Source organism: Streptomyces axinellae (genome assembly GCF_039532135.1).
Taxonomy (GTDB): Bacteria; Actinomycetota; Actinomycetes; order Streptomycetales; family Streptomycetaceae; genus Streptomyces; species Streptomyces axinellae.
The window spans coordinates 49,544-74,687 of sequence record NZ_BAAARJ010000021.1 but is presented as its reverse complement, the minus strand read 5'-3'; the positions used below and the strand labels follow the sequence as shown (position 1 = coordinate 74,687).

Sequence of the window (25,144 nt, the reverse complement as noted above, 5' to 3'; positions counted from 1 at the left end):
AATCTGGTCTATGGTGGACGGACAGCAGAAGAGGGGGTGCGGAAGTGACAGGAGGTGCGTGCTGATGGCCGGGACGGCCGGATCCGCCGGGTTGTCCGGGCGGCCTGGGTTTTCCGGGTCTCCTGGGGCTTCCGGGTTCACGCACCTGCACGTCGCCTCCGGCTTCTCCATGCGCTACGGCGCCTCGCATCCCGAGACCCTCGCGGAGCGGGCGGCCGAGCGCGGGATGGAGGCGGTCGCGTTGACCGACCGGGACACGCTCGCGGGGGCCGTACGGTTCGCGAAGGCGACGGCGCGGGCCGGGGTGCGGCCGGTGTACGGGGTCGAGCTGGCCGTCAGGGAGCGCGCGGGGCGGTCCGAGGAGCGTGCGGAGCGGCCCGGTGTCCGCCGGCGCACCCCCGTCAGAGGCGGGATCTTTGTCGATGAATCGGCTCAGCGGGCCGTCTTCCTCGCGCGGGACGGCGCCCACGGCTGGGCCGAGCTGTGCCGGATGGTCACCGCGGCGCACGCGAACGCCGACGGAAAACCGCTGCTGCCCTGGGAGGCGCTGCGCGGCGAGGCGGTGACCGTGCTGCTCGGCGCCGACTCCGATGTCGGCCGCGCGCTCGCCGCCGGACGCCCCGACCGGGCCGCCGCGCTGCTGGGGGAGTGGCGGGAGATCTACGGCGACGCGCTCCGGGTGGCGGTCACCGCCTCGGGCCCGCTGCGCGAGGCGGCCAGGGCGCTGGGCCTGGCCGCGCAGGAGGGCGTCAAGCCCGTGCTGACCAACGCCGTGCGCTACGCCGACCCCGCGCGGGCCGACGCCATCGAGGCCGCCGACGTCCTCGACGCGGCCCGCCGCCTGGTGCCCGTCGATCCCCGCAAGGGGCTCGACAACGGTGAGCGCTGGCTGAAGGGGCCGGACGGGATGGCGGAGGCCGCCGTACGGATCGCGGAGGCGGCCGGATACCGCCGCAACACCGCGCTGCGGCTGCTCACCCTCACCGAGGAGACGGCGGCCGGCTGCCGGATCGACCCGGAGGAGGACCTGGGCATCGGCCGGGTGCACTTCCCCGAGCCCTGGCTGGCCGGGACCGGAGGCCGCACGGCCGAGCGCGCGCTGCGCTCCCGCTGCGCCGCGGGCATGGTCGCCCGGCGCTACGAGAAGGACCCCGGCCGCTGGCGCCGGCTGGAGGACGAGCTGGCCGTCATCGAGAGCCTCGGCTACTCCTCGTACTTCCTGACCGTCGCGCGGATCGTCGAGGACGTACGGGAGCTGGGTATCCGGGTCACCGCGCGCGGCTCGGGCGCCGGATCGTTCGTCAACCACCTGCTGGACATCGCGCACGCCGACCCCGTGGAGCACGGGCTGCTGATGGAACGCTTCCTCTCCCCGCGCCGGGCCGCGCTCCCCGACATCGACGTCGATGTGGAATCGGCGCGGCGGCTGGAGGTCTACCGCGCCATTTTCGAACGCTTCGGCGAGGACCGGGTGGCGACCGTCGCCATGCCGGAGACCTACCGGGTGCGGCACGCCATCCGGGACGTGGGTGCCGCGCTGGGCATGGACCCCGACGAGGTCGGCCGCCTCGCCAAGGCGTTCCCGCACATCAGGGCGCGGGACGCGCGTGCGGCGCTGGCCGAGCTGCCGGAGCTGGGGGAGCTGCGGCAGCTGCGGGAGGAGGGCGGCCCCGGCGGGCACGGGGAGCGCTTCTGGGAACTGGTCGAGGCGCTGGACGGGCTGCCGCGCGGGGTCGCCATGCACCCGTGCGGGGTGCTGCTGTCGGACTCCTCGCTGCGGGCCCGTACGCCCGTCCTGCCCACCAGCGGCGAGGGATTCGCGATGGCGCAGTTCGACAAGGAGGACGTGGAGGACCTGGGCCTGCTCAAACTGGATGTGCTGGGGGTGCGGCTCCAGTCGGCGATGGCGCACGCGGTCACCGAGATCGAACGGGCCTCCGGAGAGCGGGTCGATCTGGACGCGGTCCCGGAGGGCGATCCCGCCACCTACGAGCTGATCCGCGCCTCGGAGACCCTGGGCTGCTTCCAGATCGAGTCGCCGGGCCAGCGCGACCTGATCGGGCGGCTCCAGCCGGAGAACTTCCACGACCTGGTGGTGGACATCTCCCTCTTCCGGCCCGGGCCGGTGGGCGCCGACATGGTGCGGCCCTTCATCGAGGCCCGGCACGGGCGGCGGCGGATGCGGCTGCCGCACGAAGACCTGGAGCCCGCGCTGCGCGAGACCCACGGGGTGGCGATCTTCCACGAGCAGGTCATCCGGATCCTCTCGGCGCTGACCGGATGCGACCGGGGCTGGGCCGACGAGGTGCGCCGGGCGCTGAAGGACGAGGAGAAGCGCGCGGCGGCGAAGCTCTGGTTCGAGCGCGCCGCGGGGGACCGGGGCTACTCGCCCGGGGTGGTCGGCCGGTCCTGGGAGATCGTGGAGTCCTTCGGCTCGTACGGCTTCTGCAAGGCGCACGCGGTGGCCTTCGCGGTGCCGACCTACCAGTCGGCATGGCTCAAGACGCACCGGCCCGCCGCCTTCTACGCCGGGATCCTCGAACACGACCCGGGGATGTACCCCAAGCGGCTGCTGCTGGCGGACGCGCGGCGGCGCGGGGTCCCGGTGCTGCCGCTGGATGTGAACCGGTCCTCGGCTTCCTATCGGATCGAACTGGAGTCTGAATCTGGGCTGTGGGGACTCCGCCTCGCGCTCTGTGACGTCCAGGGCATCAGCGAGGCCGACGCCGCACGGATCGAGGCAGGCCGGCCCTACGGTTCGCTCGCCGACTTCTGGCAGCGGGCCCGCCCGCCCCGCCCGGTGGCCGAACGGCTCGCCCAAGTCGGGGCGCTGGACGCCTTCGCGCCCGGCGGCAACCGGCGCGACCTGCTGCTGCACATCGCCGAACTGCACCGCGCCCAGCGTGCGAAGGGAGCACGGGAGGGCCAGCTCGCGCTGGGCGAGAGCGGGAACGGCGGAGACGGCGGAGCCGGTGGGAGCGGTAGGCACGGCGGGCACGGAGAAGGGGGCGCGGCGGGGGCCGCCGGGGCCCAGGAGTCCGAGCCCGTACACCTGCCCGACCTGGACGGCGGCGAGCGACTCGGTGCCGAACTCGGCGTCCTCGGCATGGACGCCTCCCGGCACCTGATGGCCGACCACACCGATTTCCTACGGGAGTTGGGCGCGCACTCGGCACGCACCCTGCGCACGGCACGGCACGGCGAGACCGTACTGGTCGCGGGCGCCAAGGCGGCCACCCAGACCCCGCCGCTCGCCTCGGGCCGGCGCGTCATCTTCACCACCCTGGACGACGGCACGGGCCTGTCCGACCTCGCCTTCTTCGAGGACTCGCACGCCGCGTGCGCCCACACCGTCTTCCACTCCTGGCTGCTGCTGGTGCGCGGCGTGGTCCAGCGTCGCGGCCCGCGCAGCCTCAGCGTCGTCGGCTCGGCCGCCTGGGACCTGGCCGAACTCGTCGAACTGCGCCGTGAGGGCGGCCTGGAGGCGGTCGCGGCCCGGCTGGCTGAATCTCCGGCGCTCCCGGCGTCGCCGGCGGCCCCGGAATCCCCGGACACCGCGGAAGCACCTGCGTCCCGTGCGGACGAGCCGCCCCCGGGACGCACCATCGAGGTCGCGCCCGGCTACGAGATGCACCCCTGGGCCGACCTGCGCCCGGCCGGCGACTCCACCGGCTCGCCCAAGGCACTCCGCAAGATGTGGCACTCCAGCATGGGGAGCGCCGGATGAGCGATGGGGAAGGGCCGGACGGCTGGAAAGGACCGGGCGACGCGGCCCCGGAGCGGGAACCGCACGTGCTGTACGTCCACTTCGGGGAGGGCGCGCGCGAACACCCCGAGCGCTATGAAGCGCTGCTCGCACTCCTCGCCGACATCACCCCCGTCGTCCAGGCGCTGCCACCGGATGCCGCGCTCGCCGATGTCCGTGGCGCGCTGCGGTACTTCGGACGGGACGCGGTGGGCCTCGCACGGCTCGTGAGGCTGCGCGCGCTCGCCCTGTACGGCACCGACTGCGTCATCGGCGTGGCCGCCAGCCCGCTGCTCGCCCGGATGGCGGCGTTCGCCGGACCACCGGGATCCGGACCACCGGGATCCGGAAGGCCGGGCTCGGGGAGGCCAGGGCCCGGAAGGCCGGGGTGGGGGAGACCGGGACCGGGGAGGCCGGAGCCCGGAAGGGTGCGGGAGGTGCGGCCCGAGGAGGTGGCCGGCTTTCTCGACCGCAGGCCCGTCGCCGCGCTGCACGGGGTCGGCCCCGCCACGGCCCGGACCCTGTGCTCGTACGGTCTCGACAGCGTCGGCCGGGTCGCGGCGGCGCCGCCCGCCACCCTCCAGCGCATTCTCGGCGCCGCACCGGGGCGCCGGGTGCACGAGTGGGCGCGCGGCATCGACCACACGCCGGTGACCCCCGCCGCACCGGCACGCTCGACCGGAGCCGAACACCGCTTCGGCCATGACGAACTGGACGCGGGGCAGCGGCGGCGGGCGCTGCTCACGCTCGCCGACGAGCTGGGTTTCCGGATGCGTACGGAACGGCAGGTGGCGCGCGGCCTGAGCCTCACCGTCCGCTACGCCGACCACTCGGCCACCACCCGGACCCGTCGGCTGACCGAACCCACCGCGCACACCCCGGCGTTGGCCGCACTGGCCTACGCCCTGCACGACGCGCTCGGCCTCCAGCGGGCCCGGGTGCGCGGGCTGTCGCTACGGGCCGAGGAGCTGATGGGGGCCGAACTGGCCGCGCGCCAGCTCTCGTTCGAGGCGCGGGATGAGAAGGCGCGGCGCGCGGAGGCGGCGGCCGACCGCGCCCGCCACCGCTTCGGCGCACACGCGGTACGGCCGGCCGCCGGGTGGAGGAGCGCGGCGGCCTGAAACCCCGAGGTTGCCTGAAACCCGAGGGTGCGGCCCCGGCTTGTCGGGCCGGGGTCGCACCCTCGGGGCCGGGTCCTTCACACCGCGGCGCGGAACCTCCGCAGGCGCAGGCTGTTGCCGACGACGAAGACCGAGGAGAAGGCCATCGCGGCCCCCGCGATCATCGGGTTCAGCAGCCCGGCGGCGGCGAGCGGCAGCGCCGCGACGTTGTAGGCGAACGCCCAGAACAGGTTGGACTTGATCGTGCCCAGCGTCTTGCGCGAGAGCCGGATCGCGTCGGCGGCGGCGCGCAGGTCACCGCGCACGAGCGTGAGGTCGCCCGCCTCGATCGCGGCGTCCGTGCCGGTACCCATCGCGAGCCCCAGGTCGGCCTGGGCGAGCGCCGCGGCGTCGTTGACACCGTCGCCGACCATGGCCACCGAACGTCCCTCGTCCTGGAGCTTCTTGACGACGCCGACCTTGTCCTCGGGCATGACCTCGGCGATCACGTCCTCGGCCGCGATGCCCACCTCGGCGGCCACCGTCTCCGCCACGGCCCGGTGATCGCCGGTCAGCAGCACCGGCCGCAGACCCAGGCCGCGCAGCCGGCGGACGGCCTCGGCGCTGGTCGGCTTCACCGCGTCGGCGACCTCCAGGACGGCGCGGGCCGCGCCGTCCCAGGCCACCACGATGGCGGTGCGGCCGGCCTGCTCGGCCGCCTCCTTGGCCCGCGCCAGGCCGGCGGGCAGGCCGATCGCCCAGTCCTGGAGCAGCTTTTCGCGGCCGGCCAGCACCGCGTGCCCTTCGACGACGCCCTGGACGCCGAGCCCGGGAACGTTGGCGAAGTCCTCGGGGACGGGCAGTGTGCCGTACCGCTGGGCCGCGCCCTTGGCCACCGCCTGGGCGATCGGGTGCTCCGAGGCGTTCTCCAGCGCACCCGCCAGCCGCAGTACCTCCTCCTCGGTGGCGCCGCCCTGCCCGGTGGCAGTGCCGGTGGCGGCGCCCTCGCCGGTGCCGCTCTGGGTCCCTTCCGCCACGTGGACGGCCAGCAGGGTCATCTCGCCGGTTGTCACGGTGCCGGTCTTGTCCAGCACGATGGTGTCGGCCTTGCGGGTGTTCTCCAGCACCTCCGGGCCCTTGATCAGAATGCCGAGCTGGGCGCCGCGCCCGGTGCCGACCATCAGCGCGGTCGGGGTTGCCAGGCCCAGCGCGCAGGGGCAGGCGATGATCAGCACCGCGACCGCGGCCGTGAACGCCGCCGTCAGCCCGCCCCCGCCGGCCAGCCACACGCCGAGGGTGCCGAGCGCGAGCACGATCACCGCCGGGACGAAGACGGCGGAGATGCGGTCGGCCAGCCGCTGGGCAGCCGCCTTGCCGTTCTGGGCGTCCTCGACCAGCTTCGCCATCCGCGCGAGCTGGGTGTCGGAGCCGATACGGGTGGCCTCGACCACCAGCCGACCGCCCGCGTTGAGCGTGGCGCCCGTCACCGGGTCACCGGTGGCGACCTCGACGGGCACGGACTCGCCGGTCAGCATCGAGGCGTCGATCGCCGAACTGCCCTCGACCACCGTGCCGTCCGTGGCGATCTTCTCCCCGGGGCGTACGACGAAGCGGTCGCCGACGGCCAGCTCCTCGGTACGCAGAAGCACCTCGCGCCCCTCCCGCAGCACCGTCACCTCCTTGCCGCCCAGCTCCAGCAGCGCCTTGAGGGCAGCTCCGGCGCGGCGCTTGGAGCGCGCCTCGAAATAGCGGCCCGCGAGGATGAAGGCGGTGACCCCGGCGGCGGCCTCCAGGTAGATGTTGCCGGCGCCGTTCGTGTGGGCGATCGACAGCTCGAAGGAGTGCGTCATGCCCGGCTCGCCCGCCGTGCCGAAGAAGAGCGCCCACAGCGACCACAGCATCGCCGCCGAGGTGCCGACCGAGATCAGGGTGTCCATCGTGGCGGCGCCGTGCCGGGCGTTGACCCAGGCCGCGCGGTGGAACGGCCACGCGCCCCAGACCACGACGGGCGCCGCGAGGGTGAGCGAGAGCCACTGCCAGTAGTCGAACTGGAGGGCGGGGATCATCGCCATCGCGATCACCGGCAGAGCCAGGACGACGGAGCCGGTCAGCCGCTGCCGCAGCGCTGTCAGCTCGGCGTCTCCCTCGGCATCACCGCCGCCGCGCTCATCTGCGGCCTCGCTCTCCGATCCGGTGGCCGCGCCGGTGCCCGATCCGGGGCTGTTGCGGGCGGGGGCCGGCGGGGTGGCGGTGTAGCCCGTGGCCTCGACAGTGGCGATCAGGTCAGCGACCGCCACCTCGCCCTCGTAGCTGACCTTCGCCTTCTCCGTCGCGTAGTTGACGGAAGCGCTGACCCCGTCCATGCGGTTGAGCTTCTTCTCCACGCGGGCGGCACACGAGGCGCACGTCATCCCGCCGATCGCCAGCTCGACCTCGGCTGTGCCGGGGCCGGAGCCGGGGCGTCCGGTGTCCCGCGCTGTGGTGCTCGTCATCGCTCCTCCTGGGCAAGGGTGTCGCGTGCACTACTGTGTCATACCCGCTGGGGGTATTGGTAGCGCCGATTACATGTATACCCCCACCCCCTATCTGACGCAAGGTGTCCCGAGGTCTGAATTTTACCCCCTAGGGGTATCGTGTGCTGCGGGTTCACCTGTCCGGGTGACGCGAGGGTGAAGACCCGTCCGGGCTCGCCCACGGGGGCCGGGCGGGGGGCTGGGCGAGGAGGCCCGGCGAGGTCCGCACGGCGGCCGTCGCGGCGTACGCGGACGAGGCGGCGGGCGAGTCGCCGCGGGCGCATATCGGTGCTGAGCCTGGCGCCTACCGGGACCGAAACCGCCGGCACCGGGGCCGAAACCGCCGGCACCGGGGCCGGATCCGCTCCGCGCCGGGACGGAGTCCGCTCCGCCCTGGGACGGAATCCGCCCCGCACCGGGACGGAATTCGTCCGGTCCCGGTACTGGTCAAGCTTCCTTACTCGCGCGTAAGTTGACGGCGCTCAACAACTCCGCGCCAACCCCCACCACCCCCACCCTCACCGCGCGAGGAGCCGGACATGATGCCGAAGCCGAAGCCGAAACCGCCAGCGCCCTCAGCACAGCGTGTGCGCAGACCGGCCGCCGCCGTGGCCATGGCGGTCCTCGTGACCGCACTGCCCGCCACCGCGACCGCCCTCGCGGCACCCGCGTCCGCGTCGGCGCCTGCCTCCGCGCCCGCGCCCGCGCCCGCGTCAGCGCCAGTGTCAGCGGCTGCCGAGAAACAGACGAGCAGCGGTTGGAACGACTACTCCTGCAAGCCCTCGGCGGCCCACCCCCGCCCCGTCGTCCTGGTGCACGGCACCTTCGGGAACTCCGTGGACAACTGGCTGGGGCTGGCGCCCTATCTGGTCGGGCGCGGCTACTGCGTCTTCTCCCTCGACTACGGGCAACTCCCCGGCAAGCCCCTCTTCCACGGGCTCGGCCCCATCGAGAAGTCCGCCGAGCAGCTCAGCGCCTACGTGGACAAGGTGCTCCAGGCGACCGGCACCCAGAAGGTCGATGTCGTGGGCCACTCGCAGGGCGGCATGATGCCCCGCCAGTACCTCAAGTTCGGCGGCGGCGCCGCCAAGGTGAACGCGCTGGTCGGCATCGCGCCCAGCAACCACGGCACCACTTTGAGCGGGCTGACCGCACTCGTCGACCAGTTCCCGCCGGTCGGCGACGTCGTCGACGAGATCGGCCCCGCGCTGTTGCAGCAGAAGGAGGGCTCCGAGTTCCTGAAGAAGCTGAACGCGGGCGGGGACACGGTGCCCGGCGTGAAGTACACCGTCATCGCCACCAAGTACGACGAGGTCGTCACGCCCTACAAATCCCAGTTCCTGGACGGCCCCGACGTCAAGAACGTGACGCTTCAGGACCTGTGCCCCGTCAACGTCTCCGAGCACCTCGCCATCGGGCTCGCCGACCGGATGGCCTTCCACGAGACGGCGAACGCGCTGGATCCCGCCCACGCCACCCCCACCACCTGCTTCTCCTGAGCCCGCCGCGCTGAGAGCCCCCGGAGCGCACGCGCCGCCGCCGTCTCCCCCTTTGAGGTGAAGGCCAAAGGGAGAGACGGCGGCGGTTTCGGCGGCGGCTCCGGCCACCTCTGGTATGCGGCCGGAGCGCCGGGTCAGTGCCGGGTGAGCGGCGGGACCTGGGTCAGTAGCGGGACTTGGAGGCGCGGCGGCGGGACGTGGCGATCAGCAGACCCGCACCGGCGGCGACGATCGCGGCGCCACCGATCGCCAGGGGCGCGGTGTTGTCCTGGCCACCGGTCTCGGCGAGCCGTGCCTTGTCGTCCCCGCCGTTGGGCTCGGGCGCGTTGGCGTCCTCGGTGGGCTGCTCGTCGGGCTCCGTCGAGGGGCTGGGGCTGGTGTGCGAGGCGGGGTGCTCGCCGCCGTGGCCCTGGTGGTCCACGGTCGAGTTCTTCAGGCCCTTTTTGACCTGGTCGTTGTCCGGGGCGGCGGGCGCCGGGGGAACTTCCTTCTCCTCGCCCTTCCCGGGCACGCCGCCGCCGGCCGCATCGCCGCCGAAGGTGACGTCGGAGCAGGTGTAGAACGCCTCCGGGCTGTCCGAGCGCTGCCAGGTGCTGTAGATCAGGTGGCGGCCCGTCTTCTTCGGGACGGTGCCGTCGAACACGTAACTGCCGTCCTTCAGCGTCGGGTTCGTCACCGAGGCGAACGGCTTGTCCTCCAGGTCGGACCACTTCAGCGGCTTGGCCGGGTCGTAGCCGTCCTTGGTGATGTACAGCTCGAAGGTGCCCCTGTGCGGGGCCGTCGCCTTGTAGCTGAAGGTGTGCTTGCCCTCCTTCAACTCCGAGGCGGGCCAGTCGGCGCGCGGCAGGTCGAGCCCCTTGTACTTGTCCCGGCCGGCGCTGCACAGCTTCCCGTCGGGAATGATCTCCTTGTGCCGGCCCGCCGCGTCGGGGATGTTGACCTCGTTCCAGTCGTAGAACGCCTGCGTCCCGCCGGCCTGCACAGCGGCCTGGCACGCGGGCGACTTGGGAGCCTCGGGTCCCTCGGCGAAGCACGCGGAGACACGGCTGACGGGATCCGTCATCGAGCCGTGCGCGGCGGCGGGTCCCGCGGACACCATGGTGAGCACGAGCGGGGCGAAGCCCAGGGCCGCGATGCCGGTGGTCTTACGGCGGACGGTCATGGTGGAGGTCTCCTTGGCGCGGGGACAATCGATCTGGGGCGCGGGGGCGGCGTACGTGGGGGGCGTACGCGTGGGGGTACGGGGCAGGCCCCGGCGTGCCGCCCTCCCCGGCAGCACGCCCTGAACCCGCCCCGATGATCAGTACGCTAGTCCCGCCGGAGCCCCGTTTCGCCTGTCCAGTGGGAGAAAGGGCGATCCTTATGGCTGGCTTAAGGTCCGGCTAAGCACTCACACAGGATCCGGCCCGGGTCACGCGCAGGCGCGGACCCGGGCCGTACGAGCGGGGCGCCGTACGAGCGGGGCGCCGTACGAGCGGGGCGCCGTACGAGCGGGGCGCCGTACGAGCGGGGCGCCGTACGAGCGGGGCGCCGTACGAGCGGGGCGCCGTACGAGCGGGGCGTTGGTCGCACGGGCGCACGGACGCGTGGGTGCGCGGAAGCCAGGTGTGGGGAGGAGCGCGCGCCGTCCGGCTAGGCGCGCGTCAGCAGCACCGCGCAGGCGGTCACCAGGGCGAGGACCAGCGCCGCCAGGCCGTGGGCGAGACGGTGGTCGCGCAGGACGGGCAGCAGCCGGTCGGCCGCGTACCGGCCCGGCCCGGTCAGGGTGAGGCAGGCCGCGCCGGCGGCGAGTACCACCGCGTACTCCACGCCCTCCGGTGCGAAGAACCCGCCGTCCCAGGTGGCGGTGAAGGCGTTGACCATGGTGCCGAGCACGGCGGCCCCGGCGAGCGGGGTCAGCAGGCCGACCGCGAGTCCGAGGCCGCCGAGCGTCTCGGTGAGACCGGCGACCGTGGCCATGGCGCGCCCGGCGGGGTATCCCATCGCGGTGAAGCCCTGGGCGGTTCCGTCGAGCCCGTGGCCGCCGAACCAGCCGAACAGCTTCTGGGTGCCGTGCGCCGCCATGGTCAGTCCGAGCACCAGCCGGAGGGCCAGCAGCCCGGCGTCGTAGCCGTGCTGGGACGACCGTGACGCCTGCGCCGCGTGTGGGGTTGTCGGGTCGGTGGAGGCGGGCGGATCGGAGGGGACGGAGAGGGTGGATGAGCCTGCGGAGGCGGGAGTGGAACCGGAAAGGCCATGCAGCGTTACGTGGGGGGTGTGCATGATTGTCGACTCCTACGTCGGTAGGGACCGCGTATGGCGAGGCGCGGGACGCGGGCGAGCAGCCCGGTGCGCGGGGCGCACGGGGGGAGGCGCGCACGGTCCAGCAATTCCCGACCGTAGCGATTGGTCTGGACCTGCACAACGGTGCGCGTGCGGTCTGTCACAGAAGGAACCGGGAGGAGGGGCTCGCGCGTTTTCTTCCTCAAGCACCGAAGAGAGAACTGGCGCCGAAGCGAGAACGGCGAGACAGCGAGAGAGGGGGCATAGGCCATGAACCTGCTGGATCTGCTCCTGATTCTCGCGGCGCTCGCCTTCGCCGGGTCCGGATACCGCAGAGGGCTCGTCGCCGGGCTCCTCGCCCTGGCCGGCTTCGTCGGCGGCGCGGCCATCGGCGTCTGGCTGCTGCCCTTCGTGCTCGGCCTCGTCGAGGCGGGCACCACCTCGGCCACCGTCCTCGCCCTGCTGACCGTGCTGCTGCCGGCGCTCGCCGGACACGCGCTCGCCTCCCAGCTGGCCTGGCGGCTGCGCCGTGCCATGCGCTGGCGGCCCGTGCGGTGGGTGGACGGCGCGGGCGGCGCGGTCGTCAACATCGTCGCGGTGTTCGTCGTCGGCTGGATGGCGGCCAGCGTGCTGTCCGTCTCCCCGTCCCCCGCCCTCAACCAGGCCATACGGGGCTCGACCGCGCTGGAGATCGTCCACGAGCGGATGCCCGACAGCGCGGCGACCTGGTTCAACCGCGCCACGGGAGCGCTCACCACCGCCGGCTTCCCCCAGGTCTTCAACCCCTTCGAGCACGAGCCCGGCGGCAAGGTGCCCGAGCCCTCCGGCGACTCCGTCACCCGCGCCGCCACCAGCGCGGCACAGCGCAGCACGGTCAAGGTCGAGGGTGTCGCCAATGTCGAGGGCGGCCAACAGGGCCAAGAAGGCAGCGGCTTCGTCTACGCGCGCGGCCATGTCATGACCAACGCGCATGTCGTCGCGGGTGTCGATGACCCGACCGTGCGCGTCGGCGGCACCGGACGCCCCTACGAGGCCAAGGTCGTGCTCTTCGACACCGACAAGGACATCGCCGTCCTCGACGTCCCCGGACTGCGTGCCCCGGCCCTCCGCTTCGCGGGCGACGCCACCCGGGGCGACCAGGGAGTCGTCGCCGGATACCCCGAGAACGGCGGCCTCGACCTGCGCGCCGCAGCCGTCGCCGAACGCACCACCGCACGCGGCCAGGACATCTACGGCACCTCGCTGACCACCCGCGACATCTATGCCATACGCTCCCAGGTCCGCCCGGGGAACTCGGGCGGACCGCTGCTGACGCCCCAAGGGCGCGTCTACGGGCTGGTCTTCGCCCGCTCCACCAGCGACGCGGGCACCGGCTACGCGCTCACCGCCGACCAGGTCCGCTCGCACGCGCGCCAGGCGGCGGACGCGACGCGGCCCGTCGATACGGGAGACCGCTCAGCGCTGTGAAGAGAGCGTGTGAGGGGGCGGGCCCAGCGGCGACGGCCCCTGGGCCGGCGCATATGCTGGCCGGCCGCCCCACTCTTGAACGGAGCACGTCATGCGCCGCCTCTTCCCGGCCGCCCTCGCCCTCGCCGCACTCGTCCTGACCGGATGTGCCCAGGACTTCGACAAGGGCCCGGCGGGGCGAGTCACCGACAAGGTGAAGGACGGGAAGAAGTTCTACCTGGTCGTGGACCCGGCGAAGGGCGGCAAGGCGAAGGGTGCCGCGGGCGAGAAGTTCCGGGTCAGCAAGTACGACTACCACGACTGCAACCGGGGCGCGAAGTACCCCAAGTGCGTGGACGACTGACCCCTGGCGGCGCCCCGTGCCTGGCGGCTCCGGGTGCCCCCGGGCCCGTGATGCCCCGGGACCGGGGGCTCACAGCTCCTTGACGTAGCGCCACTCGGCGCCCGCCTCCGTGTAACCGAGCCGGTGATTGACCGCGAGCATCGGGGTGTTCGTCGCGTCATTGCCGGTGAACGCGTGCGCGTATCCCGCGGCGCGGGCGCGCCGCAGTGCCGCCGCCTTGGCCAGCCGCGCGAGCCCGCGCCCCCGGTAGGCGCGCCGGGTGCCGGTCATCCCCGACCAGTAGCGGTCGATGCCGTCCGTCTGCGCCACGCTGTACGCGGCGACCTCCGCACCCGCCATGACGACCCCGCTCAGCTCCGGATCCCAGTCCGGCCGCTGCCAGTTGAGGCGCAGCCACTCCTCGTACGGCACCGTGCCCACCCTCACATCGCCCGGCTCGTCGGCCGAACACTCCAAGTCGGCCTCGTACAGGGGCCGCAGCCGCGTCCCGAAGTCCGCCACGGTACGCAGCACGAACCCGTCCGGCATGGCGCCGGGCGCTTCGGGGAGCGCGGCGCGCCGCAGGTCCAGCCCGAGGAAGCGGGCCAGCCGGGAGCGGACGTAGCCCCGGCGCTCGGCGAAGCCGCGGGCACGCGGAGTGTCCGTGACCCAGGTGTGCACCCTGCGGGCCCGCAGTGTCGCCAGGTACGCCTCGCCCGCCGCCGCCAGAGCGGAGCCGGCGCCCGCGCCGGACGTGTCCGGGAGCACCGCCGTATGCAGGAACGCCTGCCCCGGCTCGGTGCTGCCCGCCACCAGACCCGCGTCGGCGCAGCCCGTGAGCGTGCCGTTCGCCTCCTCGGCGACGAGCCAGCGCAGCCCCTGGCTCACCGGCGCGTGCGTCACCTGCCACAGCAGAGCCTCGGCGGTGCAGACGAGATGCGGTACGGCGGTACGGCGGATCGCGGCGACGGCCCCCGCGTCCTGGGGGCGGAAGGTCCGCACGGTGGGTGTCATGGGGCGGGACCTTACGACAGCGCCCGCACGCCGTCTCCGGAATTCCGCCACGGCAGCCTCCGCCGTCCGCCGTCCGTTCCGCTGTCGGCGGCAGGGAGGGCGGAGGGAAGGCCGCTGGGGGAGAATCGGTCCGTTGCCCATCCGCTCCCCCGGAGGATCCGTGGCCCCGAACCCCTTGAGCATCACCGTTGACGCCGCTTCCCCGGAGGCGCCGTACGAGCAGGTCCGCGCGCGGATCGCCGGACTGGCGCGGGCCGGCGAGCTGCCCACCGGCTACAAGCTGCCGACGGTGCGCGGCCTCGCGGAAGAGCTGGGTCTCGCGGCGAACACCGTCGCCAAGGCATACCGGGCCCTGGAATCCGACGGGGTGATCGAGACGCGGGGCCGCAACGGAACGTTCGTGGCCGCTGTGGGAGACGCGGCCGTGCGTGAACTCGCCGACGCGGCGATGGTCTTCGCCCGCCGCGCCCGCCGTCTGGGCGCTGACGAGCCCACGGCGCTCTCGGCGGTCACGGAGGCCCTCAAAGCCACGGATGACGCCTGACGGCGTCCGCTCTCCCGCCTGTGGAGCCCGGCTCCGCAAGGGCGGGCTCCACAGGTGTCCCGGCACTGCCGGTCCGCGTCGTCGGGCTTCGCGCCGCCGCGGCGGGAAGAGTCGCGGCGGGAAGAATCACAGCGGAAGAGGGGCGCCCTCGCGGCGGGGAGAGGGGCGAGCGGGGGACTACAGGCGGGTGGCGGCCTGTTCGGCTGTTGTGCGGAAGGGGGATACGGGGGCATCGGTGAGCGTGCCCATCGCGCTCCAGCGCACCGCTGTCACCTTCGCTCCTTTGCGGACGACCGCGAACAGGCTGACCCCGTGCTCCGATTCGGGCGGCGCGGTGTGCACGCCGTAGACGTGGGCGCTGTCGCCCGCGGCGACCTTTCCGTAGTCGGCCCAGGAGGCCGATGCGCCGGGGTTGGCCCGCAGCCAGTCGGCGGCGCAGTCCGCGACGCGCGACTCCAGCCTCGCGGCGAGCTTCCCCGCCTCGGTGGGTGAAGCGGTGGTGACGCCGACCTGCTCGGCGCCGGCGTCCAGGTCCGTGCGGAAGGACCGGTGGTAGGTGCCGTTCCCGGCCGGGATCGCGCCCTCCAGGCAGAAGGTCTCCGGGTCCGGGAGCCCTTTGGTGACCTTGCCCGCGTACCAGGCCGAGGACGGGTGCGGCGGCAGGTCGCCGGGCTTGAGGAATCCCGGCGCCGGGGCTGCCGTGGCCGGGCCCGCGGTGAGCAGGGCCAGGGCCAGGGCGGCCGTGACGGCGGTCGCGCCGGCCGCGGCGCGGCGGGCGGTGAGCGTGCGCGTGGATGTGTGCCGAGATGTGTGCCGCATGGCTGCGTGCCTTCCCCCGTGAGTGAACTGTCGTAGAGACAGACCAGCGACCCCCACCGATGGTTGTCATCCCTTCGGTGGGAGTCGCTCAGAGGTAGAGGCCCGAGCCCGCGCGCTCCTGGGAGGGCACATGGGCGGGGGACTTGCCCTTTTTGAGGGCGTACAGCTCCGCGAGCGTCGTGCCCTCACGGCCGATGCCGTCGTCCGTGCCGAGCCAGGCGGTGGCCTCGTCGTGGGTCAGCGAGCCGACCTCGATCCGGGCGAGGCAGCGTCCGGGCCGTACGACGGCCGGGTGCAGCCGCTCCAGGTCCTCATTGGTGGTGACGCCGACCAGCACGTTGCGGCCCTGCCCGAGCAGCCCGTCGGTGAGGTTCAGCAGCCGCGAGAGCGCCTGGCCCGCCGCGTACTTCGCCTCGCCTCTGATCAGTTCGTCACAGTCCTCCAGGAGCAGCAGCCGCCAGCGTCCGGACTCCGGGTCGGAGTCGTCCGCGCCGATGGCGATGTCCATCAGATAGCCGATGTTGTTGAACAGATGCTCGGGGTCGAGCACGCAATCGACCTGGCACCAGTCGCTCCACGAGCGCGCGAGCGTGCGCAGCGCGGAGGTCTTGCCGGTGCCGGGCGGGCCGTGCAGCAGCAGAAGGCGCCCGGAGATCTCGTCGGGGGTGACCTTCATCAGCTCGTCCATGGCCGTGGCCACCGGCGCCGTGTAGTTCGCCCGCACGTCCTCCCACGCGCCGGCGCTGATCGTGCGCGAGGTGCGGCGCGGGCCGCGCATGGGGGAGTGGTACCAAAAGCCCATGGACACCTGGTCCTCCTGGGGCTCCGGCTCGTCCTCCGCGCCGTCGATGGCCTGCTTGAGCCGCTGCTCGGCCAGCTCGTCGGTGACCGCTGTCACCGTCACCTCTGCGCCCTGGCTCCAGCGCGACACCCGGACCGTCCAGCCCTCGCCCTCGGCCAGGACGGAGCCGGAGTTGTCGTCCTTCGCCTCGCGCAGCACGCTCGCGCCCGGCGGCAGCAGGGTGCAGCCCTTCTTGACGCGGTCCACGGTGTGGCTGCGCGCGTAGGGCTGCTCGCCCATGGTGAAGCGCCCCAGGAAGAGCGCGTCGATGATGTCGGAGGTGGAGTCGCTGTCGTCGATGGCCAGCCGGGCGGGGAGCGCCAGCTCGGGCGGGGTGGGAGTCTCGGAAGCCAGGATCTCGCTCCTGTCGTCGGGGCGGCTGTCGGCACACATGACGGCCATGATCCGGCATGGGGGCCCGCACGCGCACACGGGTTTCCACGCCGAAGGCGTGCCCCGCCCCGGCAGGCCGCAACCTCCCCGGACGGGCGCCCCCGGGCGGACGCCTCGGCAGGCGCCTTGTACCGCGGGCACCTCGCACCGTACTCCCGGAGCGGGGAGGGGCGCATCGCGCGCCCCGCGGGCGGCCACGGGGGAGAGAGGGGAGTGAGAGGGGTCGCGTACCCCCGGGGGCGGAGTGGTGGGAGTGATGGGGGGGCTGGAGTGACGGCGGGCGACGGGGTGGCGGCCTTCGGTCACACCGAGGGGGACACACCACCCGATCCGGGCGGATTATGCCCGTTCCCGCCCCGCACCCCGAAGGTGCGCCGCATGCTGTCTCCTCGTACGGTGTTCGTCAACGAGCCTGTGGGGCAGGTGAATCCTGTGACCGGGATACACGCGTGTCGTAGTCGGGAGATAGGGTTACTCTGCCCAAAGGGTCGGGTGCCCTCGTACGGGTGGGGAGTGACATGGAACAGATAACGATGAGCAGCAGGGCGCGAGTGCCTGCGATCAAATGCGGCACGGGCGCGACCAGTTCGCGGCTCGACCGGCATCTCTCCGTGCTCGCCGGCCCCGCCGTCCCGCAGGTCGAGACGGAGGAGGCGACGACGCTGATGCGAGAGATCACTCAGCGCGACGCCGCACGGAGCCGGACGAAGAACCGGGGCGCACGCGTCTCGCTGTTCGCACCGCTGCGCAAGCTGCGCCGGACGATCTTCGGCGGGCGCGGCTGAATCCGGCCGCCGGACTGTGGGGGACGGTCCCGGCGGCCGTTCGGTCCGTCTCTCTCCGGCTCAGTCCGTCACGTTCTCCAGCGTGACGGAGAAGGCGAAGCGATCCCCCCGATAACGGATGCGTACGACATCCACCACCCGCCCCTCCCCGTCGTAGGTCACCCCCGTGTAGTGCAGGATCGGGCTCAGCAGCGGCACCTCCAGCAGCCGGGCCGTCTCCGGCTCGGCCAGCCGCGCCTCGACCGTGTCGGTGATCCGGCTGATGCGCACCCCCACCCCGTCCCGCAGCACCTTGGTCATCGGCCAGCCGCGCCGCAGATCCTCCGGGTCGATGAGCTTGGCCACATCCGAACGGATGAGATTCACCGCCCAGTTGGTCGGCTCCCCGCTCTCCCGGTCCCGCCGCAGCCTGCGGTACGCCACCGCCTCCGGCTCCCCGGGGAAGTGCCCGGCCAGCTCGGCGGGCACCGGCTCGGGCCCGTAATCCAGCAGGGTCGTCGGCTCCCCGGACTGCTGGGCCACGATCGTGTCCACCGAGCCCAGCAGCCGCACCGGACGTGCGCGGCGCGCGTGCGGCTCGATGAAGGTGCCGCGCCTGCGGTGCCGGCTGATCAGCCCCTCCGACTCGAGTTCCTTGAGCGCTTGGCGCATGGTCAAGACGCTCACCCCGTAGTGCCCCGCCAGCTGGTCCTCGGGCGGCAGCCGGTCCGGGGCTCCGGTGGGGCGCCCGAGTATGGAGGCGCGCAGCGACTGGGACACCTGGTACCAGAGCGGGAGTTTCCGGTTCAGCTCGACCGGATCCGGCGTGAAAGGGGACACATCACCCTCGCTGTGGCCGGTCGAAATGGCGCTCAAGTCCCTGCCATACCGCGTCGTAGCCGGACTGGAGATGTCCGGCGCCGAGGGCCTGCTCGGTGAGGGAGACCGGCCAGCGGGTCTCGAACATGAAGGCGAGGCCGTCGTCGATCTTCTGCGGTGCCAGTTCGGCCGCCGAGGCCCGCTCGAATGTCTCCCTGTCGGGCCCGTGCGCCGACATCATGTTGTGCAGCGAACCCCCGCCGGGCACGAAGCCGCCCTCGCCGCCGGCCTTGGCGTCATAGGCGCCCTGGATCAGCCCCATGTACTCGCTCATCACGTTCCGGTGGAAGTACGGCGGGCGGAAGGTGTCCTCGCCGACCAGCCAGCGGGGCGCGAAGACCACGAAGTCCACGCCCGCCAGCCCCGGGGTGTCCGAGGGCGAGGTGAGCACCGTGAAGATCGACGGATCGGGGTGGTCGTAGCTGATGCTGCCGAGCACGTTGAAGCGCCGCAGGTCGTAGACATAGGGCACGTGGTTTCCGTGCCAGGCGACCACATCCAGCGGCGAGTGGTCGTAGACGGCCTTCCAGAGGTTGCCGCAGTACTTGCTGACCACCTCGACGGGGCCTTCCTCGTCCTCGTAGGCCGCCGTCGGGGCCAGGAAGTCCCGTGCGTTGGCCAGCCCGTTGGCGCCGATGGGGCCCAGGTCGGGGAGGACGAAGGGGCTGCCGTAGTTCTCGCAGACATAGCCGCGCGCCGACGCCTCCAGCAGTTCCACGCGGAAGCGTACCCCGCGCGGGACCAGCGCCACATGGCCCGGCTCGGCCCGCAGCAGTCCGAACTCGGTGCGCAGCAGCAGCCCGCCGCGCTCGGGCACGATCAGCAACTCGCCGTCCGCGTCGCTGAAGACGCGGTCGGTCATCGCGGCGTTGGCCGCGTAGAGGTGGACGGCCATACCGGTGCGCTGGGTGACGTCGCCATTGCCGCCCAGGGTCCACAGGCCCGCGAGGAAGTCGGTGCCGGCCGGGGGCTCGGGCAGCGGGTTCCAGCGCAGCCGGTTGGGGTCGGGCTCCGTGCCGGTGAACGGAGCGGCGGCCAGCGCGCCGTTGTCCGCCCGTACGAAGCGGGGGTGGGCCGCCGAGGGGCGGATGCGGTACAGCCATGAGCGGCGGTTGCGGGCGCGCGGTTCGGTGAAGGCGCTGCCGCTCAACTGCTCGGCGTACAGGCCGAGGGGGGCGCGCTGGGGGGAGTTGCGGCCGACGGGGAGCGCCCCCGGGACGGCTTCGCTGCTGTGCTCGTTGCCGAATCCCGACAGGTGGCCGAGGCCCTCCGCCGCCTTGAGCGCCCGCTCCCGGGTCCGCCGCTCTCCGGCGTCCGTGCTGTTGGTGCTCTGATCCATCGCCAACTCCCGCCGCGTGAAGGATTCCTGTGCAGGACCATAGGAATCAGATGGTGTCCTCGTCAACGAAGCACGGGCGCACGAGACGTGTGCATGAGGGGCACGGACGTACGGGGGTGCGCGGGTGCGGGGGCATGCGCGGGTGCCAGGGCTACGAGGGGCGCGAGGGGGCGCGAAGGGGAGCCGCGCGGTGACACCGCGCTGAGCTGGGGTTTTGCTCATATTGTTTATGGCTGGACGTCTTGTGGCGGCCTTCTGGGGGCACCTACGGTCATCCGAACCGCCGCCCACGGGGTGCGGAGTTCAACGGCGAACGTAGAGGTAGATCCCCATGCTCACTGTTCTCGGCTTCGTCATGATCGCGACATTTCTGACGCTGATCATGACGAAGCGGATGTCGCCCCTGGCGGCCCTCGTGCTGATCCCGGCACTCTTCTGCGTCCTGGCGGGGCAGGCCACCAGCCTCGGGGACTACGTCCTCAAGGGCATCGGGGACCTCGCGCCGACGGCGGCCATGCTGATGTTCGCCATCATCTACTTCGGCGTGATGATCGATGTCGGCCTCTTCGACCCGATCGTCCGGGGCATCCTGCGCTTCTGCAAGGCCGATCCGATGCGCGTGGTGGTCGGCACGGCCGTCCTGGCCGCCGTGGTCTCGCTGGACGGAGACGGCTCCACCACCTTCATGATCACGGTCTCCGCGATGCTGCCGCTCTACCGCAGGCTGAAGATGAGCCTGCTGGTCATGACGGGCATCGCGGCCACCGCGAACGGCGTGATGAACACCGTGCCCTGGGGCGGCCCCACGGCCCGGGTGGCGAGCGCGCTCAAGCTCGACCCCACCGACGTCTTCGTCCCGATGATCCCCGCGCTGGCCTGCGGCCTGGTCTTCGTCTTCTTCCTGGCCTGGATCCTGGGCCTGCGCGAACGCAAACGCCTGGGCACGCTCACCCTCGACGGCCCCGGCGAAGCCGAGGCAGCCGGGGGAGTGGGGAAGACCGAGGAGACCGGGCGGATCCTCCGGAAGACGGAGGCGAGCGGAACGGCGGGGACCGCGCGAGAGGCCGCCTTGGCGGGCGCCGGGGGCCGTACGGCGGGGGCGCGCGGCGTCAGTGGCGCGCTGCCCGGCGGAACCTCCGCCTTCCGGAGCGCGGGCGGCGCCGGAGAGGGTGCCGCGCGCGGCCCGGACAGGCCGGACAGCCCGCATGGCCGAGGCGAGCACGCGGCGGACGGTACGGACAGCCGGGACCGCGCGGCGGCCGAGGGCCCGGGAGAACCGGACGGCGAAGCCCTCGGGCTCGACCCGCACCGCGCCACCTTGCGCCCCAAGCTGTTCTGGTTCAACGCCACGCTGACGGTGGCCCTGCTGGCGACGCTGATCACCCAGGTGCTGCCCATCCCGGTGCTCTTCCTGCTCGGCGCCGCCATCGCGCTCACCGTCAACTTCCCGCACATGAAGGACCAGAAGGCCCGGATCGCCGCGCACGCCGACAACGTGCTGAACGTCTCCGGGATGGTCTTCGCCGCCGCCGTCTTCACCGGCGTCCTCACCGGCACCGGCATGGTCGAGGACATGGCCCGCACCCTCGTCGGCGCCCTGCCGGACGGACTCGGCCCCTACATGACCGTCGTGACCGCGGTACTCAGCCTCCCGTTCACCTACTTCATGTCCAACGACGGCTTCTACTTCGGCATCGTGCCGATCCTCGCCGAGGCGGGGGCCGCGCACGGCGTCGGCGCCGTCGAGATCGCCCGCGCCTCACTCGCCGGGCAGGCGCTGCACATGTCCAGCCCGCTGGTCCCCGCCGTCTACGTGCTCATCGGCATGGCCAAGGTCGAGTTCGGCGACCACACCAAGTTCACCGTCAAGTGGGCCACGCTCACCTCGCTCGTCGTCCTCGGCGCGGGGCTGCTGTTCGGCATCCTGTGAGGCGCGCACGCACTCCGCGAGTGAGCTCCACCGCACTCCGACGCCTCACCGGTCCGTCCGCGCACAACACCGCGTCCACCAGATCGGACAACGCGTACCCGCGCACTGTCAGGCGGCCGGATAAGTCGTCCCGGAAGCGTGACGCTTTTGCGAACGATTCCCCCCCGGAGGATCGGCGTCAGGCAGCAGACCCACCTTCACGGCCTTCGTTCGCGCGGCAGCTGACAGCGCCGACCAGAGGCGCCTACCGTCCCGCTGTGCTGGATCGGTTCTCTGACGCTGCTGACAGCGCATCATCCGGCGATCGGCTGGGACGGGGTACCAGATCGAGCACCACCGGATCGCGTCCATGCCGGACCGGCGTCTGCGCCATTGCCGCCTGCTGGCCGTGGCTCGCTGCGGAGTCGTTCAGGATGTTCTGGATCGTGGCGGCAGCGGAGTCGGTGAGACCCCCCGTCGCTGCCGCGCGGTGCACGGTGTGGCGGGCCATGGCCAGGTAGGCGTGGTGGTCCTCGGCCGAGTGGCGAGCCACAGCGTCGAGGTGACCGGCGACCACGCGGCTGTCGCCGCGCGCGATGGGGCCGGTCAGGGCGTTCGCGCCGCGGCGCAGCGTGTTGTCCAGAGCGGCCCGCGTCAGCGGACCGAGCAGCTCGCCGGGGTCGTCCACTCCGGTACTGCGCAGCATGTCCATGCTCGCGGATACCAGGGTGACGAGGTGATTGGCAGCGTGCACGACGGCCGCGTGGTAGAGGCTGCGGTCCTCCGGCAGGGAAAAGGGCGTGCCTCCGAAGTCGGCTATGAGGGCACGGATGGTGGCGGTGAGGGCGGATGGTGCGGTGAGGCCGAATGGCGTGCCGGCGATCCGGTCAAGGTCGTCGCGTTGCCCGGTGAACGTCATCACAGGATGGATGGCGGCGGTGGCGGCGCCTGCCTCGGCCAAGGGGGCCAGATCCTGGACGCCGTACCGGCCGCTGGTGTGCACAACGAGTTTGCCGTGCCAGGGGAGGGGCTTCAGCCCCTCGACCACGGTGTGCAGAGAGTCGTCGGGCACCGCGATCAGCACCAGGTCTGCGGCACGGGCGGCCTCCAGCGGCGTGCTGACCTGCGTTCCGGGCAACCGCTCGTCGATCAGACGCCGGGAGGCCGGCGAGGATCCGGTGGCGCACACCACTCGGTGCCCGGCACCGGCCAAGGTCGCGCCGAGTGCGGTGCCGACCCGCCCCCCGCCGATCACGCTCACGGTCCATCGCGCTCTTCCGTCGCTCATTTGATCGCGAGGGGGTTGACGGGCGAACCGGTGGCTGCCGTGATCTTCAGCGGTGAGGCCGCGTACAGGAAGGTGTACTGGCTGTCGCGGGCACAGTCCATGGCGAGCTCTTCCAGCGCGGCCAGCTCGGTGAAGACCACGCCGAGGTTGCGCATGAGCGCACCGTGCAGGGCGAATTGGGAGCCGCCGGGGGTGCGGGTCGCCTCGTTGGCGATGGTGTCGGTGACCAGCACCGGAATCTCCATGCTCCGGAACCATTCGACGAGTTCGGGGCTGTAGAGCAGTCCCGGCTCGTTGAGGTCGGTCAGCACGTCGGGGCCCGCCTGGGCGCAATAGCGCGGCCAGCCGGTGCGAATCACCAGGATGTCCCGGGGGGTGAGGGAGATGCCCTGGGTGCCGGCGCATTCGACGATGTCGTGGTGGTCGAAGGTCTCGCCCGGCTCCAGCGTCTCTTTGCCGCGGTGCGCGGCGATGTCGATGAGCACGCCGTGACCGACGATGCCGCGTTCGGCCAGCGGCAGGGCCCCGGCATGCTGCATCCCGCCGACGGTGGTGTCGGCGCTGCGGCCGTTGTAGATGGTGTCGTCGAACCAGGCGTGTCCGAGGCCGTCGACGTGGGTGGTGCCCTGCAGATGCATGGAGAGTGTGTCATCGGCGAACTGCAGCCCGCCGGGGAAAGGCACGGCGGTGCCGTTCCGATAGCTCTGCCGGTCCTGGGTGATCGTGTGCTGCGCGGGCTCGCGGCTGGGGTGCATCAGCTCGTCCGCCGCGTCCCCGATGAGCTGCTGCAGCGTCACCACGCGGCCCTGCCGTATCGCCTGTGCGCCGCGCAGGACTTGTCCGGCATCGAGCAGGTTCAGGCATCCCAGCTCGTCGTTGTCGCCCCACCGGCCCCAGTTGGTGGGGGCGTCCTTCAACAGGGCGGTCAGGTCACCGGCTATTTGTGTAGTGTCCACGGGATTTGACTCCTACGAGTAGCAGTGTTGCGAATCGGGGTATCTGCCGGCGGCCACGTCGTCGATGAACTCGCCGACCGACTCGGCCAGTTGCGAGCGCATGTCGGCGTAGCGCTTGACGAATTTCGGTGCCGGTGCGGGCGTCAGTCCGGCCAGGTCCTGCCAGACGAGTACTTGGGCGTCGCAGTCGGCGCCCGCGCCGATGCCGATCGTGGGAATGTCGACTTCGGCGGTGACCCGACGCGCCAGATCGCTCGGCACCACCTCCAGGACCAGAGCAAACGCCCCGGCCGCTGCCAGCGCCTTGGCATCGGCCAGCAGCTGCTCACCGGCTTCCGCGCGGCCTTGGACCCGGTAGCCCCCCAAAGCGTGGACCGACTGCGGGGTGAGACCCAGGTGGCCCATCACCGGGATACCGGCCTCCACCAGCGCCGACACCTGGTCGACCACCCGGGCGCCGCCCTCCAGCTTCACCGCCTGCGCCCCGCCTTCCTGCAGGAACCGCGTCGCGTTGGTCAGCGCCGTAGTGACGGAATCCTGATAGGAACCGAACGGCATGTCCGCCACCACCAGTGCATGCCGCGTGCCCCGCACCACTGCCTGCACCAGTGGCATCAAATGGTCCATGCCCACACGTACCGTGGAGTCGAAGCCGTAGACCACGTTCGCCGCGCTGTCGCCCACCAGCAGCGCCGGCACCTTCTGTTCATCGAAGAGCCCTGCGGTGAGGGCGTCGTACGCCGTCAGCATCACCCAACGCTCTTGACGCCGCTTGGCTTGCGCCAGCTCGCGGACTGTCACCCGCTGTTCTGACTTGCGCCCATACAACGCGCTCGCCGATTCCGTGTCCGAACTCAACAGACCCTCCTCGCCTACCCACCGCCGTGCCAACACGGCGCCTTACCGTTGCAAGTCTGAAATCCGGAATATGCACATTCGCGCACATGACGTCGAGGGGCGATCGAATACGGGCACGCCGCGTTCATCCCCTGACAGGCGGCCTCATCCGCCGTCCGCGCGCATGGCTCACGTTCCACCACCCCTTGGGAAGGAGTCAACGCCTGGGGTGTCTGCGGTTGTTGAGGCGAGCTGGCCTCCATGGTGACCCCGGAGGTGTTGAGGGGCACCCTTGCAACGCTGTGACCAGCACTTATGCTTCCGTCCTTCCGGGGTGACGCGAATACTGGCCATGTGGAAGCAACTTGAGTGGAGGTTCTGTGAACTGCGGGGCTCGGTCCGCGCCGCAGGGATACCGTGACTGCGCGGCGGCCATGCCCCAACGGATGCCGGCTTCGAACGCGGGCACGTGCGCGCCGCGGCGCATCTGTCCGTCGGTTCGGCGAACAGCGCTCGACCGGGTCGAGCCAGCCGGAGCGAAGGGCGGGTGGAAGCTTGGCCTCGGCCTGCTCACGAGAGGCGAGCCGTCTGACGTCAGTTCGACGCGGACGTGCACAGATGTGGCGCTCGACCATCGCCTGCCGTTCCATGGC

19 protein-coding genes are annotated in these 25,144 nt (G+C 72.2%); 8 read left to right on the top strand and 11 right to left on the bottom strand.

What is annotated here, in order from left to right:
* Window positions 1–169: 169 nt before the first annotated feature.
* Together ABD339_RS27420 and ABD339_RS27415 are read left to right on the top strand one after the other, a co-directional pair.
* Window positions 170–3,727 (top strand): DNA polymerase III subunit alpha, encoded by a 3,558-nt coding sequence (locus tag ABD339_RS27420; protein WP_344569795.1) that lies wholly within the window; start codon window positions 170–172, stop codon window positions 3,725–3,727.
* Window positions 3,724–4,866: a DNA polymerase Y family protein gene (locus ABD339_RS27415; protein ID WP_344569692.1), complete on the top strand. Its 1,143-nt coding sequence runs from the start codon at window positions 3,724–3,726 to the stop codon at window positions 4,864–4,866. Before ABD339_RS27420 ends, ABD339_RS27415 begins: the two co-directional genes overlap by 4 nt.
* A gap of 77 nt (window positions 4,867–4,943) precedes the next feature.
* On the opposite strand, the gene ABD339_RS27410 is transcribed toward ABD339_RS27415, so the two are convergent.
* Window positions 4,944–7,337, bottom strand: a complete 2,394-nt coding sequence (locus ABD339_RS27410; protein WP_344569690.1) for a heavy metal translocating P-type ATPase — start codon at window positions 7,335–7,337, stop codon at window positions 4,944–4,946.
* A 560-nt stretch (window positions 7,338–7,897) separates the two neighbouring features.
* On the opposite strand from ABD339_RS27410, the gene ABD339_RS27405 reads away from it, so the two are divergent.
* Window positions 7,898–8,857, top strand: coding sequence for an alpha/beta fold hydrolase (locus ABD339_RS27405; RefSeq protein WP_344569688.1), 960 nt, complete (start codon window positions 7,898–7,900; stop codon window positions 8,855–8,857).
* Between the two features lie 163 nt (window positions 8,858–9,020).
* Here the strand turns inward: ABD339_RS27405 and ABD339_RS27400 are convergent, their stop codons facing one another.
* Both ABD339_RS27400 and ABD339_RS27395 read right to left on the bottom strand, forming a co-directional pair.
* Complete coding sequence (locus ABD339_RS27400) at window positions 9,021–10,019, bottom strand: lytic polysaccharide monooxygenase auxiliary activity family 9 protein (RefSeq protein ID WP_344569687.1); 999 nt, start codon at window positions 10,017–10,019, stop codon at window positions 9,021–9,023.
* A gap of 470 nt (window positions 10,020–10,489) precedes the next feature.
* On the bottom strand, window positions 10,490–11,119 hold the full coding sequence (locus ABD339_RS27395) for a DoxX family protein (RefSeq protein ID WP_344569686.1): 630 nt from the start codon (window positions 11,117–11,119) through the stop codon (window positions 10,490–10,492).
* A 270-nt stretch (window positions 11,120–11,389) separates the two neighbouring features.
* Here ABD339_RS27395 and ABD339_RS27390 point away from each other — a divergent pair, with 270 nt between their 5' ends.
* Together ABD339_RS27390 and ABD339_RS27385 are read left to right on the top strand one after the other, a co-directional pair.
* On the top strand, window positions 11,390–12,586 hold the full coding sequence (locus ABD339_RS27390; protein WP_344569685.1) for a MarP family serine protease: 1,197 nt from the start codon (window positions 11,390–11,392) through the stop codon (window positions 12,584–12,586).
* Between the two features lie 91 nt (window positions 12,587–12,677).
* A complete protein-coding gene (locus ABD339_RS27385; RefSeq protein WP_344569683.1) occupies window positions 12,678–12,929 on the top strand; it encodes a hypothetical protein in 252 nt (83 codons plus the stop codon).
* A gap of 69 nt (window positions 12,930–12,998) precedes the next feature.
* On the opposite strand, the gene ABD339_RS27380 is transcribed toward ABD339_RS27385, so the two are convergent.
* Entirely contained in the window at window positions 12,999–13,922 is a 924-nt protein-coding gene (locus tag ABD339_RS27380; protein ID WP_344569681.1) for a GNAT family N-acetyltransferase, read from the bottom strand.
* A 160-nt stretch (window positions 13,923–14,082) separates the two neighbouring features.
* Between ABD339_RS27380 and ABD339_RS27375 the strand changes: the two genes are divergently transcribed.
* Window positions 14,083–14,466 (top strand): GntR family transcriptional regulator, encoded by a 384-nt coding sequence (locus ABD339_RS27375; RefSeq protein ID WP_344569679.1) that lies wholly within the window; start codon window positions 14,083–14,085, stop codon window positions 14,464–14,466.
* A 177-nt stretch (window positions 14,467–14,643) separates the two neighbouring features.
* On the opposite strand, the gene ABD339_RS27370 is transcribed toward ABD339_RS27375, so the two are convergent.
* On the bottom strand, window positions 14,644–15,285 hold the full coding sequence (locus ABD339_RS27370) for a hypothetical protein (protein ID WP_344569677.1): 642 nt from the start codon (window positions 15,283–15,285) through the stop codon (window positions 14,644–14,646).
* 88 nt (window positions 15,286–15,373) lie between these two features.
* Window positions 15,374–16,519, bottom strand: coding sequence for a DUF5925 domain-containing protein (locus ABD339_RS27365; protein WP_344569675.1), 1,146 nt, complete (start codon window positions 16,517–16,519; stop codon window positions 15,374–15,376).
* Between the two features lie 518 nt (window positions 16,520–17,037).
* Between ABD339_RS27365 and ABD339_RS27360 the strand changes: the two genes are divergently transcribed.
* Entirely contained in the window at window positions 17,038–17,304 is a 267-nt protein-coding gene (locus tag ABD339_RS27360; RefSeq protein WP_344569673.1) for a hypothetical protein, read from the top strand.
* A 60-nt stretch (window positions 17,305–17,364) separates the two neighbouring features.
* Here the strand turns inward: ABD339_RS27360 and ABD339_RS27355 are convergent, their stop codons facing one another.
* Window positions 17,365–18,123, bottom strand: a complete 759-nt coding sequence (locus tag ABD339_RS27355) for a GntR family transcriptional regulator (RefSeq protein ID WP_344569671.1) — start codon at window positions 18,121–18,123, stop codon at window positions 17,365–17,367.
* Window position 18,124: 1 nt separating this feature from the next.
* Window positions 18,125–19,501, bottom strand: a complete 1,377-nt coding sequence (gene hmgA, locus ABD339_RS27350) for a homogentisate 1,2-dioxygenase (RefSeq protein ID WP_344569669.1) — start codon at window positions 19,499–19,501, stop codon at window positions 18,125–18,127.
* A gap of 331 nt (window positions 19,502–19,832) precedes the next feature.
* Between hmgA and ABD339_RS27345 the strand changes: the two genes are divergently transcribed.
* Window positions 19,833–21,431, top strand: coding sequence for a CitMHS family transporter (locus tag ABD339_RS27345; protein ID WP_344569667.1), 1,599 nt, complete (start codon window positions 19,833–19,835; stop codon window positions 21,429–21,431).
* A 244-nt stretch (window positions 21,432–21,675) separates the two neighbouring features.
* Here the strand turns inward: ABD339_RS27345 and ABD339_RS27340 are convergent, their stop codons facing one another.
* From ABD339_RS27340 to panB, 3 genes are read right to left on the bottom strand one after another with little or no spacing between them, the layout of a single operon-like run.
* Window positions 21,676–22,698: a Rossmann-like and DUF2520 domain-containing protein gene (locus tag ABD339_RS27340; RefSeq protein ID WP_344569665.1), complete on the bottom strand. Its 1,023-nt coding sequence runs from the start codon at window positions 22,696–22,698 to the stop codon at window positions 21,676–21,678.
* Entirely contained in the window at window positions 22,695–23,654 is a 960-nt protein-coding gene (locus tag ABD339_RS27335; protein ID WP_344569663.1) for a cyclase family protein, read from the bottom strand. The genes ABD339_RS27340 and ABD339_RS27335 overlap by 4 nt, the downstream gene beginning before the upstream one ends.
* 12 nt (window positions 23,655–23,666) lie before the next feature.
* The gene (gene panB / locus ABD339_RS27330; protein ID WP_425576117.1) at window positions 23,667–24,515 is read right to left on the bottom strand and encodes a 3-methyl-2-oxobutanoate hydroxymethyltransferase; all 849 of its coding nucleotides are present in this window, start codon (window positions 24,513–24,515) and stop codon (window positions 23,667–23,669) included.
* Window positions 24,516–25,144 lie beyond the last annotated feature (629 nt).